At 42.4% G+C, this 13226-nt stretch carries 15 protein-coding genes; 6 read left to right on the top strand and 9 right to left on the bottom strand.

The genetic code is table 11. The features are described from left to right. The first annotated feature begins 4 nt into the window (after positions 1–4). The 5 genes from GJB62_RS31255 (at position 5) to GJB62_RS31235 (ending at position 4711) form a co-directional block, all read left to right on the top strand. On the top strand, positions 5–955 hold the full coding sequence (locus GJB62_RS31255) for an RpoD/SigA family RNA polymerase sigma factor (protein ID WP_159402638.1): 951 nt from the start codon (positions 5–7) through the stop codon (positions 953–955). A gap of 89 nt (positions 956–1044) precedes the next feature. Further along, entirely contained in the window at positions 1045–1299 is a 255-nt protein-coding gene (locus tag GJB62_RS31250; protein WP_114081394.1) for a hypothetical protein, read from the top strand. A gap of 352 nt (positions 1300–1651) precedes the next feature. After that, the gene (locus GJB62_RS31245) at positions 1652–1915 is read left to right on the top strand and encodes a hypothetical protein (RefSeq protein ID WP_114081393.1); all 264 of its coding nucleotides are present in this window, start codon (positions 1652–1654) and stop codon (positions 1913–1915) included. Between the two features lie 99 nt (positions 1916–2014). Beyond that, a protein-coding gene (locus tag GJB62_RS31240) for a transposase (RefSeq protein ID WP_245246230.1) occupies positions 2015–3507 on the top strand; the annotation gives its coding sequence in 2 pieces (ribosomal slippage) (positions 2015–2906 and positions 2906–3507; 1494 coding nt in all). A gap of 52 nt (positions 3508–3559) precedes the next feature. After that, positions 3560–4711, top strand: a complete 1152-nt coding sequence (locus GJB62_RS31235) for a hypothetical protein (RefSeq protein ID WP_114080957.1) — start codon at positions 3560–3562, stop codon at positions 4709–4711. A 136-nt stretch (positions 4712–4847) separates the two neighbouring features. Here GJB62_RS31235 and pyrC read toward each other — a convergent pair whose 3' ends face one another. The 4 genes from pyrC to GJB62_RS31215 form a co-directional block, all read right to left on the bottom strand. Then, entirely contained in the window at positions 4848–5876 is a 1029-nt protein-coding gene (gene pyrC / locus GJB62_RS31230; RefSeq protein ID WP_114080958.1) for a dihydroorotase, read from the bottom strand. Positions 5877–6495: 619 nt separating this feature from the next. Next, entirely contained in the window at positions 6496–7305 is an 810-nt protein-coding gene (locus GJB62_RS31225) for a hypothetical protein (RefSeq protein ID WP_114080960.1), read from the bottom strand. A 243-nt stretch (positions 7306–7548) separates the two neighbouring features. After that, positions 7549–7980 carry a gamma-glutamyl-gamma-aminobutyrate hydrolase family protein gene (locus tag GJB62_RS31220; RefSeq protein ID WP_245246229.1) on the bottom strand — a complete coding sequence of 144 codons (432 nt, stop codon included), beginning with the start codon at positions 7978–7980 and terminating at the stop codon, positions 7549–7551. 62 nt (positions 7981–8042) lie between these two features. Further along, on the bottom strand, positions 8043–8270 hold the full coding sequence (locus tag GJB62_RS31215) for a hypothetical protein (RefSeq protein WP_114080961.1): 228 nt from the start codon (positions 8268–8270) through the stop codon (positions 8043–8045). Between the two features lie 231 nt (positions 8271–8501). Between GJB62_RS31215 and GJB62_RS38110 the strand changes: the two genes are divergently transcribed. Continuing rightward, complete coding sequence (locus GJB62_RS38110) at positions 8502–8633, top strand: hypothetical protein (protein ID WP_258551424.1); 132 nt, start codon at positions 8502–8504, stop codon at positions 8631–8633. Positions 8634–8688: 55 nt separating this feature from the next. Here the strand turns inward: GJB62_RS38110 and GJB62_RS31210 are convergent, their stop codons facing one another. From GJB62_RS31210 to GJB62_RS31190, 5 genes are all read right to left on the bottom strand, one after another. Beyond that, positions 8689–9384, bottom strand: a complete 696-nt coding sequence (locus tag GJB62_RS31210; protein ID WP_114080962.1) for a dienelactone hydrolase family protein — start codon at positions 9382–9384, stop codon at positions 8689–8691. Positions 9385–9399: 15 nt separating this feature from the next. Then, positions 9400–10062 carry a phosphoribosyltransferase gene (locus tag GJB62_RS31205; protein ID WP_114080963.1) on the bottom strand — a complete coding sequence of 221 codons (663 nt, stop codon included), beginning with the start codon at positions 10060–10062 and terminating at the stop codon, positions 9400–9402. A 586-nt stretch (positions 10063–10648) separates the two neighbouring features. Continuing rightward, a complete protein-coding gene (locus tag GJB62_RS31200) occupies positions 10649–11137 on the bottom strand; it encodes a hypothetical protein (protein WP_159402637.1) in 489 nt (162 codons plus the stop codon). A 71-nt stretch (positions 11138–11208) separates the two neighbouring features. After that, entirely contained in the window at positions 11209–12108 is a 900-nt protein-coding gene (locus tag GJB62_RS31195; protein ID WP_159402636.1) for a hypothetical protein, read from the bottom strand. A 206-nt stretch (positions 12109–12314) separates the two neighbouring features. Beyond that, positions 12315–13127: a hypothetical protein gene (locus GJB62_RS31190; protein ID WP_114085676.1), complete on the bottom strand. Its 813-nt coding sequence runs from the start codon at positions 13125–13127 to the stop codon at positions 12315–12317. Positions 13128–13226: the final 99 nt, after the last annotated feature.

Raw genomic sequence — 13226 nt, 5'->3', positions numbered from 1 at the left:
TTGTATGTCCAGCCTCAGTTCCGATATGGTTCGCATCTATTTGCAAGAAATTGGTCAGTATCCTTTATTAAAGCCAGAGGAAGAAATCGCTTATGCAAGACTTGTACAAGAAATGATTGTCATTGAGCAATCTAAAAATGAACTAACTCAACAGCTAGAACGCGAACCAACAATGACAGAATTAGCCAATGCTGTTGAAAAAACCGAAGCACAAGTCCGAGCAGCACTACACCTTGGTCAAAAGGCTAAACAAAAAATGGTGACAGCTAATCTGCGACTAGTAGTTTCTGTTGCCAAGAAATACCAGAACCGCAATTTGGAATTCTTAGATTTGATTCAGGAAGGAGCAATCGGCTTACAAAGGGGTATAGAAAAGTTTGATCCCAACCGGGGGTATAAGCTATCAACCTACGCTTACTGGTGGATTCGTCAGGAGATCACACGCGCCATAGCAGAACAATCGCGCACTATTAGATTGCCTGTTCATCTCACTGAAATACTTACCAAAATTAAGAAAGTACAGCGAGAAAGCTTTCAAAAACTCGGTCGTCATGCCACTGCCGAAGAAATTGCATCAGCATTAAACATAAGCACAGATAAGCTTCGAGAATATCTCACTGCTTCTCGCACAGCCATTTCTTTAAATAAACAAGTGGGAGATGAAAAAGAGACAGAATTGGGCGAAATTTTAGCCAGCGATGCCGCTTCACCAGAAAAACTCCTTAGCCAAGAACTTCTATCGCAAGATGTAGCTAAATTCTTAGAACCATTGACACCTATACAGCGTCAAGTGTTGACTTTAAACTTTGGGCTAGAGAACGATCAGCATTTCAATCTAGCTCAGATTGGGCAACAGCTAAACCTCAGCCGAGAGCGGATTCGTCAAATCCAGGTCAAGGCGATAAGTATTCTCCGCCATCGACAAAGCGACATGCAAGAGTACTTAATTGATTAAGTAGAATTACTTTCGTCAGATGATGCACGGATCTTGTAGAACTAAGACGAAAAACTATATTAAAGAAGTAAGACCACAATAGATAATCAATGCCCAGCAAAACTATTGAAGTCCGAGAGTACACCGTCAGAGCGCACAAGCGGGAAATTCATACTCGCGTTTTCAACTTCGTATGTAAGCAGTGCGAACAGTCCACACAACGAGAAACCTTTGGTGTGCGACCGCTATATTGCGAGAAATGCCGCCCTCCCCAACCACCCAAGAAATCAGTAGTCCCTCTCAAGAAGAGAAAACCCAGAGCTATGACTTACAAGAGTGATGTCAATTTGGGGAGATCCAAATAATAAAATGCCCAGCCGTCGCTTTCGCCCCGAAGGGCGAAAGCGCCAGAAATATAGTTGTGTAGCCAAAATATCCTTGATACGGCTGGGCATTTTATTACTTGTAAGTGCCTTGGCAAAATAATCTAAGAACACTTTTAGAGCAAACAAGATGCCTTCTAAGTAGTTATTCTAAAAGCATCTTGGATGTGTTTTTAGCAATGAAAACGATTTCATTGCTATTATCGTATGTATTGATACCGTGATGTTGTACATATTTAGCTAGCAGCAGATTTGACGAGCTAGTTGCATCAGGATCAACAAAAAAAAGTACTCATGGTATAAGGGATAGCGGTTTTGGTGAAATTAAAAGTTTATGGATAGTCAATCACAATTACAGCCTCCTCCTGAAACCTTTCTTGCTCCCCTGTTGTCATTACGAGACTACTATGCTCCGATTGTGGAGAAGTACGAAAAGTTATACATACAAGCTTTAGCAAATCTCAATCACGTAGAAGCATTGTTATCTGTCTGGTCTGATAACGGTCAGAAGCCAACCCTGGAGGTGATTAATCCTAGCGTGGCAAAACTTACTAGAGAAGAGTGGAAATCCTGTAATCTTAACCTTGTAGGGAAATAATGGTGCAAGAACTTGGCAAGAAAAAGTTTAAAACCAGAGGCAACATCGTTTGAAGTACTCGATTGTGTTCAAAAAAAATGCCCCTCGTGCGGTCAAGCAATGTGGAATGAATACAATAATCCTCGACATATAAGAACGTTAAACGGGGTAGTAGAACTACAGCTAAAAATTCGTCGATGTCGAAACAAGTCATGTCTGCGGTATAAAAAAGCATATCGACCAGAGCAAGAAGGGTCACTCGCTCTACCACAGAACGAATTTGGTTTGGATGTGATTGCTTATATAGGAGCATTACGCTACCAGGAACATAGAAGTGTTCCTCAAATACACACTCACCTTGAATTAAAGGGTATATGTATCAGTCAACGAACGGTCACGTACCTAATTGACAGATATGACGAGTTACTTTCTTTATGGCTAAAAGATCATAAAAGGTTAAAAGCAATAGTGGCTAATCAAGGACGGGTGATATTAGCGATCGATGGTATGCAGCCAGAAATTGGACATGAAGTATTATGGGTAATTCGAGATTGCTTATCAGGAGAAATAATACTTGCTAAAACCTTATTATCATCAAGAAACGAAGATTTAGTGGCGTTATTATTAGAAGTAACTAATACCCTAAATGTACCAATTGATGGCGTTGTTAGTGATGGGCAACAATCAATTCGCAAAGCTGTTAGGTTAGCATTACCTAGTATTGCTCATGGTTTATGTCATTATCATTACCTAAAGGAGGCAATTAAACCCATATATGAGGCGGATCGAAATGCAAAAAAGGAATTAAAAAAAAAGGTTAGAGGACTACGAGACATTGAACGTAGTGTTGTCAATGAAGATAAGGATTTGGTGACTATTATTGAAGATTATTGCTCGGCAGTGCGTAGTTCTATAACCAATGATGGTCATCCACCATTAGAGGCATCTGGGTTAAAGTTACAATCAAATTTGACGCTAATAGAGCAAAGTTTAGAACGGATGGAAAAAAAAGTGCTTTACCACCAACTTTAGTCAACCTAAAACACCTGATAGCTAAGGGTTTATCTGCGACTGCATCTTTATTTTCACCTGTGAGGGTTGCATATCAGTGGGTTGATAAAGCTAGTAATATTCTCAACAATAAAATAGCTCTTGATGCTGCTGGAGTCAAACAAAGTTATCAGCAACTTTTAACAGAAATGTCCCAACAAAAACAGAAAGCTGGTACGCTAAACACTGCAATCGATAACTTTATAAAAACCACTCATAGCTACTGGTCTGGACTTTTTCATTGTTACGAAATTGAAGATTTTCCCAGAACTAATAATGACTTAGAACATGCTTTTGGTATGCTACGTCATCATCAACGTCGTTGTACCGGTCGTAAGGTTGCCCCCTCATCCCTTGTTATTCGTGGTTCTGTCAAACTTGCCTGTGCGATCGCTACTAAACTTCATTCTTTTACCGCATCTGATTTAGCACAAGTTGATATTCATACTTGGCTCGAATTACGCTCTCAACTGCAAAAACACCATAAAGCCAGAATTGAACAATATCGATTTCGCAGAGACCCCAAGGGTTACTTGGCTAATTTAGAGAGTCGTCTTCTCTAGTAAGTTTTACCACAATAGGATTAATCAGCTAGTTGCTTCTAGTTTAGAAAACTTGCTCCTCGAGGATAACGATTTCACGCCAGAGCCAAAAGTCAACTTGGTAAAGCCTGTTAGTTCTCAACTGTCTCTAACAGAGAATTCGTCTTCTGCAAAGCAAGATATTAAAGCACCGATAGTCATTAGTGAGCCAGATATTTCAATTTCAAAGAATTTCTCTTTGAACAACAGTGATATTTACCACGAACTACGGCTACACACTCCTGAAGCGTCAGGCAACTTGGTAGAACCTATCAATTCTGAGATTGCTCCAACAAATGATTTAGAATTAGAAACTCCATTCCCAGAATTTCAAAATATCGAGATGCGTTTAATAGTAAATGAGGTAGTTCCAGACACACCCGAAGATAATTCGTTACCAGTAAATAGCGATAACATTACTGAATCCGAAGTGAAGTTGGTAGAGCCGAGTCAGGCTGAAGCCTCACAAACAAATAATTTAGAAATAAATGAATCATCCTCGACATCTGGTGAAGCCGACGAGCCACCAGCGCCAACATCAAAAGAGATAGAGACACAACAAGAAACTTTAGAGAAATCCCTCTTGTGGTCAGAAATTCCAATGTTGCCGGAATATCAATCTCTCAACCGCACCGAAGCGATCCTAAAGGTATTGCAAAAACACAGGGGTACTGTATGTCACATAGATTTTGTGGTGCGATCACTCTATGGTGATTTAGAACCAGATATTTTCAAACTAGTAAAGGGCAGAGTTCAATCTACATTAACTTATGGCAGAGAAAGCGGTAAATGGTCGCTTGTTCCTGGTAAACCAGGTTCTTTTACCCTAGATTTAAAATTGCTTAACTCGAATCGTACTAGTTCTTTTAAGAAGAGCAAAAATAGAAAACCTGACCCACAGGCACAAACTAATACTATACCAATGCAAGGAGAATTTACCGGGCAGTTTTTGATTGATGCGCTGACTTCTTTATTGGAACAAAATCCGGGTAAAGTTTTCAATGTGGCGGAAATTATCGAAGAATTATATGGAGAACTTGATCCATCAGATGTCATAGAAGTAAAGCCCAAAGTCCTGAACGAATTATCGCGAGGGCATCGCACAGGAAGATTTTCAAGAGTACCTGAAGAAATCGGACTTTATACCTGGGACTCAAAGTTATTGCAACAGGTAAGTGCTAGCTAAAATATTAAAGTTCTGCTAAGGCGATCACCACTCAAAATGGAAGATTCGCAGACTCCAATTTGAGCCAGGATTCAAATTACTCGTTGGCCTAAGCTAACCGACAGGATTCCACAACGGCTGATGCACAATGCAAATGTCATACCATTTGCCATGTCATTTCCTGCCCCGCCCCCAAAGGTACAAGCCCAGATTCCATAAATGGAACTTCATCAGGAACGCGCCAAGTCGTTTTGGACAAGGTAATTCGCTCGGTATTACGCGGCAGTTGATAAAAATCTGGGCCATAGAAGCTAGCGAACGCCTCCAGTTTATCCAGGGCTTTCACGCTTTCAAATGCTTCGGCATACAACTCAAGGGCGTGCAGAGCCGAAAAGCATCCCGCGCAGCCACAGGAACTTTCTTTGCTGGTGCGGGTATGGGGAGCGCTATCGGTACCTAGAAAAAACTTCGGATTCCCCGATGTTGCCGCTTGCAACAAAGCCTGACGATGCTCCTCCCGTTTCAAAATGGGCAGGCAATAAAAATGGGGGCGAAGGCCGCCTTTGAACAGGGCATTACGGTTAAACAACAAATGTTGTGGCGTAATTGTTGCCGCAATGGTGTTGGCAGACAGGACATACTGCACCGCATCGGAGGTGGTGATATGCTCAAGCACCACCCGCAGGTTGGGAAATCGCTGCTTGAGGGGGATTAAATGTCGCTCGATAAACACCTTCTCGCGATCGAACGTATCAACATCGTTATCGGTCACTTCCCCGTGCAGTAATAACGGCATGTCCACCTGCTGCATCGCTTCAAAGACGCGATCACCCTTCCGAATATCTGTCACACCGGAGTCTGAGTTGGTCGTTGCACCGGCTGGGTAGTACTTGACCGCTTTGATAAACTGGGATTCTTTCGCCCGGAGAATGTCGTAGGGGCTGGTGTTGTCGGTGAGGTAGAGCGTCATCAATGGCTCAAACTGTTGTCCCTCTGGAATGGCGGCGAGGATGCGATCGCGATAGCAAGCCGCTTCTGCCACCGAGCGGATAGAGGGCTTCAAGTTCGGCATGATGATCGCGCGGGCAAACTGACGCACCGTGTAGGGCAGAACCGCTTTCAGTGCTGCACCGTCGCGGAGATGCAGATGCCAATCGTCAGGTCGGGTGATGGTAAGCTTTTGCATCCTTTCATTATAAAACGGCAACAAGGGCCTCATGAAAATAGGGGCGATCATGAATGGCACGCTTGTTAAGCTGAAGGGTATGCAGCATAAGGATGCTCCAGGAGCAGGGGGGCAGGGGGTAATTTCTAAATATCCGAACGCAATGCTTAAAACTTTTTCTTTCTCCTCTGCACCTTTGCTCCTCTGCACAAGAGCTGCCTCAACGATTTTCCCTTTTCTTAGCGCCATTCCAACATTATCCTCTCCTCCAAAAAATCGAAAAACTAAAATTAAGTTTCGACATGGATGAAGTAAATCACAGACGCGAGCCATGTAAGGTTTTCAGTAGTAGTCTATCAACCCAAAAATGCGCTTGTGAGGGCTGGGGAAAGGATAAGGGATTTAAAACCTTTACCCCGCTAAGTCACGAAAGCGAACTACTAGAACACCGATTCAGTAAAAGGCGAGGCTGTAAAACCTGATTTTTAGGTCATTTCAACCATAATTTCCTTCTTGCGCCTAAAAGAAACCCGAGTTTTTCGTCATGACTCTGAATACTGAATCGGTGTTCTACGCTGATAGCGGGTATTGGGTTTATAACCACATCCCCGCTCACAGACGACAGCATCATTTGTTACAGTTAAAGTACCTGTTCGCCACCGGGATAACAGAAAGAAGAACGGGGAGCATAGAAGCCAAAGGTAATTTCAAGCGGTCGTCTTGGTCGTAAAGCATAGACAGGATGGCTTGGTTGAAGGAACTCCAAATCAACAATTTGCCAAGGGGTAACGATCTCTGCAACATAAGGATAAACACCACTGGAGAATGAACCATCGGTTTTTTTCGTGATGTATCGCAATTGACCACTAGCCACATTAGCAATGGTGTTACTGACCCTAGCAGTAGTGCGAATGATGGGAATACCGTTAGATTCGGTTGTAGCTATTAAGGTATTGCCATTAAGGCTAAGAGTTGTACGTCCCGGTGTTGCAGGAACGCCACGCTCTAAAACATATTTGATTACGGTAGAACTGGAGTTAAAGTAGTGAGTCCACCATCTACCGGGGTTTACACCGCCAGGGGCATCAAGGTTTTGGAGATCGGCACCAAGATAAGTCAGCGAGTACGCACCAAAGCCGGAAGTCTGCTCATCAGTATCGACTACATATTGGTTCATGAAGACTGCGCCCCTGTAGTTTGGTGTGAAACGATTTGGGACTAAGGACTTCACAGCGGTAGAATCTTCCGGAATCCAGCCGAAATATAGCATTCGACTATTAATAACCATCTGCGGGGCTGCAAGTTTGTTAGGTTCTTCAGCTTGTGCGGAACTATCAGTATTAGAACCAGTAATTAAATTGCCTAGTAGCGGTGTACTCCCTACTGAAGCAGCGCCAGTAATAAAGCCAGCGGTCTTGAGAATTTGGCGGCGAGAGAAATTATAAGACAATTTAAGCTCCTGCAATTCTGTTTTTGTTAACTTATTAATCCGACAGAGAGTGTCCGCCTGTTTTGGATAGTGTTCTCTGCTCTTGTGATTTGAGTTTAAAGATAAATAGGGGAGAAATAGGGGAGATAATTACAATTGCAGAAAAAATTTTCAGCACCAAATAATTGGGGAGATCACCCTGGATCTGACCCGGTTGCGAGGTTACGTTCATCCCAGCTCCCAGAAGCGTCTTGTATGTGCAGCCTAAACGAGAGCTAGAAAAACTCTTTGATGATTGGGATCGAGAATTGAAAGCTCAGGATGCCATTGCACAGCAATTGCCCAAGGATGGTATTCATGCTCCACAGCTTCAATGGCTCCATCATCCCAAGCATGAGCAACAACCCGCCAAGCAGGGGGTACTTTATCTACCGCTTGATGATGCCAAGAAACTACAGATATGCGAAAATTCTGTAAACAGTCAGCTAAACGGCTTTCTACATCTATGGTGACAAGATGTTCTGTCGGTAAACGTCGTCCAGGTTCAGGCTCTAGACGATGTAATGCAGATGTACCGTAAACATCTGGAATGTGAGGAATTAGAGTACCCCCACAGGCGACGATGAGAATTTGTAAACCCCGGCAAATACCCAATATCGGCAGATAACGTTCTAGAACAAACTTGCCAAGCTGCAATTCAAATGATTTTTAAAAATTTAAAAAATAGTTGGGGAATTAAAAAATTATCAATTGAAAAATCAATTGCGGTTTGAGCCACAACCTAAACAACGCATACAAACAGAGAAAGCCGCTAGAAGCGAGACAATCTCAATAAACAATTGCAATGACAATGGAGCTAGAGCTAATCCCCAAATTAGAGAAATTGTCCCGCTAAACATCGCCGTAATGCGATTAATTTCATCTTGAGTCTTCCAAGCCAAGAAAAAAATTCCAAAACCTATTAATAATAAAAGCAAACTACTCATAAATCTATGCCCAGTTGATGGACTGATAGTCCATTAGGGGGATAATTACTAATCTTGCCAATCATACAGCAGTAATTGTATAGCAGGTGCTGCCGATCACTCTTATACAGATGTTTGTATTTAACTAGCTGTCCCAATACTTCTCGGGTTTTGGGGAAAAGGGGAAGGTGGGTCCCCTCTCATCGGTGTCAAGTTAAGAAAAATAGATGGCTGTCAAGAGTGGACAAATCAATGGTAAAAGTCAATCAACACAGAGGTGTTGAAAAAGCCATGAGTAAACCACGGAAAAAGCAAGGTAATCCAGATTTTCGCCATCGAGTCAGCGTACCTGCCCCAGCCAATGGCTTTGGGATTGAGGACTAGGAAAACATTCCGTCATTTTTCCTTTGTAAACCCAATCTCTAATCCCCAGTCCCTTTTACTTGAGGTAATGCGTAAACCATTCACTCGCCAGTTGTGCTGCTGCTGCTGCTAATGTACCTGGTTCTTCAAATAAATGGGTGGCTTCGGGAATAATCTCCAACCGTTTTAGCGATGGGTCACGCTCCACTGAAAGCGATCGCAACTGTTCTAATACATCCTCATTCATTGCGATCACTGGCATATCGTAACCCCCAACAATCAACAATGTTGGGGCTTTGACATGAGTTAACACTGAACCAGCTAAATCCGGTTGTCCACCACGGAAGACAATAGCCTGGACAACTTCTAGACGTTCTGCGGCGGCAATCAGGGCTGCACCAGCTCCTGTACTAGCACCAAAGTAACCGACTTTTAGGTGTCGGGTGTCTAGGTTATGTACCAGCCAATCTGTAGCCCCAACTAACCGCGATGCCAACAAACCAATATCAAAGCGTAAATGTCTTGTCCGCAGGTCAATTTCTTCTTCTTCCAGAGTCAGCAAGTCAATTAATAAAGTTGCGAGTCCGGCTTGTTGTAAGACTCCAGCAACATAGCGATTACGGGGGCTGTGACGGCTGCTACCACTGCCATGAGCAAATAAAACTATGCCCGTAGCACCCTCTGGAATCACCAAATTGCCCTCTAAGTTAACTTTACCTGCTGTCACTGACACCAGATGTTCGCGGGGGTGCTGTGTTAATGTTAATTCCATAAACTCAATCTCCATTTATGAGTCATTGACTATCAAAAGTTTTTGCGTTGCCAAGAGTTCACGTACCTCTGCGTCGCTTGTTTGCTCAAAATCCTCATACCAAATACCAATGGCATACAAATCCTCTGGCACGATCACACATACAAACTTATCTACTTCTGCTTGTAGTTCTTCACAGGTAGATACACCCGCAACTGGAACTGCTACCACAAGTTCACAGGGCTGTTGTTTTTTCAATGTAGCGATCGCTGCTCGGATAGTAGCGCCCGTAGCAATCCCATCATCTACAAGAATAATGGTATGGTTTTTGACTTTTGGTGGTGGAAGATTATCGCGATAGGTGCGATCGCGGCGCTCCAATTCCCGCATTTCTATTGCCGCTACTTCATCAATAGTTTCTTTGGAAATCCGTAACCAATCTACGACATTCTCATTAATTATACGTATTCCTCCCATTGCTAAAGCACCCATTGCCAGTTCTTTGTGTCCAGGTACACCTAGTTTCCTCACTAAGCACACATCTAATGGTGCATTAAGTGCCTTTGCTACTTCAAATGCTACAGGCACACCACCACGGGGAAGCCCTAATACTAAAACATCTGGATGATTGGCATATTCTGTTAACTGGGCAGCTAATAGTTTACCCGCTTCAGCCCGATTACGGAATATTCTTTGCATATTTTTATACCTCTTGTTTAAAAATAAGTTACTAATTGAACCATCAGCTTTAAATCGTTGAATAGCAGTAGCAATTAAAGGTGCAACAGAGACAATTTTTAATTGCTGCCAGTCGGTTTCTTTTGGTGTTACAGTGTCGGTGACAAAAACCGCCTGGATGCTGGGGTGACTTAACTTAGCGCGTGCTTCTTGTTCACTGAAGTCTTTATCTTTCTGAAGATACTCAATTAGCTCATGCTCACTGAGGAAATGGCGTGCCACCATTGCTTTCCACCAGTCTACCGTAATGACCAATATCTTTGCCTGCTATCAAGCGAACTCTTGCAGATACGCCATCATATCGTTTTTTTGCAGTTCTTCAATTGCCATATATGTTCAGTCCCTTATCTTTGAGTATTGGCTCAGGTTTATTTTTAGTCCTTTTTATAGTATTTATGTACTAGATAAATATCCTATCTCTTGTGGCTGAATATGAAGATGGATTTACCTAATCAAAATGAAACTGTTACACCAATTAGACGGTTTTGGAGCAAAATAGCGATTATCTATCGCGCTAAATCGACACAGTAATAGTCGTCGTGCATTGTTAATTTTCGCGTGTTGCTAGAAAATTATTCCCAATTCTGGCTTTATGGTGTTTTTTCAGTTGAGAGCGTAATTCGAGCCAAGTATGAATATCAACTTGTGCTAAATCAGATGCGGTAAAAGAATGAAGTTTAGTAGCGATCGCACAGGCAAGTTTGACAGAACCACGAATAACAAGGGATGAGGGGGCAACCTTACGACCGGTACAACGACGTTGATGATGACGTAGCATACCAAAAGCATGTTCTAAGTCATTATTAGTTCTGGGAAAATCTTCAATTTCGTAACAATGAAAAAGTCCAGACCAGTAGCTATGAGTGGTTTTTATAAAGTTATCGATTGCAGTGTTTAGCGTACCAGCTTTCTGTTTTTGTTGGGACATTTCTGTTAAAAGTTGTTGATAACTTTGTTTGACCCCAGCAGCATTAAGACCTATTTTATTATTAAGAATATCACTAGCTTTATCAACCCACTGATATGCAACCCTCACAGGTGAAAATAAAGATGCAGTCGCAGATAAACCCTTAGCTATCAGGTGTTTTAGGTTGACTAAGGGTGGGGTTAAAGCACTTTTTTTTCCATCCGTTCTAAGCTTTGCTCTATCAATGTCAAATTTTCTTGTAACTTTAATCCAGATGCCTCTAACGGTGGATGACCATCATTGGTTATAGAACTACGCACTGCCGAGCAATAATCTTCAATAATAGTTGCCATTTCCTGAGTTTCATTGGTAATACTACGTTCAATGTCTCGTAATCCTCTAACTTTTTTTTTCAATTCCTTTTTTGCATGTCGATCTGCCTCATATATGGGTTTAATTGCCTCCTTTAGGTAATGATAATGACATAAACCATGAGCAATACTAGGTAATGCTAACCTAACAGCTTTGCGAATTGATTGTTGCCCATCACTAACAACGCCATCAATTGGTACATTTAGGGTATTAGTTACTTCTAATAATAACGCCACTAAATCTTCGTTTCTTGATGATAATAAGGTTTTAGCAAGTATTATTTCTCCTGATAAGCAATCTCGAATTACCCATAATACTTCATGTCCAATTTCTGGCTGCATTCCATCGATCGCTAATATCACCCGTCCTTGGTTAGCCACTATTGCTTTTAACCTTTTATGGTCTTTTAGCCACAAAGAAAGTAACTCGTCATATCTGTCAATTAGGTACGTGACCGTTCGTTGACTGATACATATACCCTTTAATTCAAGGTGAGTGTGTATTTGAGGAACACTTCTATGTTCCTGGTAGCGTAATGCTCCTATATAAGCAATCACATCCAAACCAAATTCGTTCTGTGGTAGAGCGAGTGACCCTTCTTGCTCTGGTCGATATGCTTTTTTATACCGCAGACATGACTTGTTTCGACATCGACGAATTTTTAGCTGTAGTTCTACTACCCCGTTTAACGTTCTTATATGTCGAGGATTATTGTATTCATTCCACATTGCTTGACCGCACGAGGGGCATTTTTTTTGAACACAATCGAGTACTTCAAACGATGTTGCCTCTGGTTTTAAACTTTTTCTTGCCAAGTTCTTGCACCATTATTTCCCTACAAGGTTAAGATTACAGGATTTCCACTCTTCTCTAGTAAGTTTTGCCACGCTAGGTTTTTTTACTGACTCCTGACTCCTGGATTCTGACTACTGAATTACGCTGTGACTAACTCCGCTTTCTCCAGCAGGCGCTGCAATCTATCGCCAGTTAGCTGTTCTAACGGTTGGTCTAAAAAATATTCATCAAAAATGGATTTACCGTCAGTAGACACGTTCAGCATCGATAGCGATTGCACTACATTCATTGCAGAATCACAGGCTATATGCTGGGTTTCGTCTGCTGCACGTGTGAACCACCAGTTGCCGTCAGTCTGCCCTACTTCGCCTAGTTTTACGTCGTTGTGGTAAATGCCGTCGTCGAGGATTTCAAAGCCGTATTTCTCGCATTCGTTGAAAATCTGCGCCATAACTTCGTTACCAGTAGTGCAAGGCGTTGCAAGTTGTTCCTGCACAGGTAATGAGCCATCTTTGTAGTGAGTGCAGATGAAGCGATCGCAACGCATTAGAGTATTGGCACGGAATATTTCTTTATTGTTAACCATTACTACCCAGCGTTGGGTTAAATGGTTGTCGTCATGGCTGATGCTAGCTATCAGTTTGTCATCAGCGTAATATTCGTGATGGTCAAACGAGATTTCGACTATTGTGAGGAGTTCGGGAGCTACAGCTTGGGCTTGGTCAGCGATGTAGTTGTCGAGTTCGGCTTGGGCAAGGGCTTGTTCGTCGGGGGCAGCGAGGGTGAGTTTCTGAATCTTGCTGGCTTGATATTCAGCGATCGCAGTAATCCAAGAATCCTTACAGCGTTTGTCGCTTACTTCAACTGTGCAGCCGATTTCGCTGTAGATTTGCTTGAGCCGTGCAATCGATTTCAGTTGCAGCTGTTGTTGGCTGTAGATGATATAAGTCATAATTAAAATTCCCTGTACGAATGTATGGGTTTTTCAAAAGGCGATCGCCTCCAAAGTTTCCGAGGCTAAGGGCGGTTGCCTTTTGTGATAGTTATATTA

The sequence above is a fragment of the Nostoc sp. ATCC 53789 genome (assembly GCF_009873495.1).
GTDB lineage: Bacteria > Cyanobacteriota > Cyanobacteriia > Cyanobacteriales > Nostocaceae > Nostoc > Nostoc muscorum_A.
This window is presented reverse-complemented; position numbering and strand designations above follow the sequence as displayed.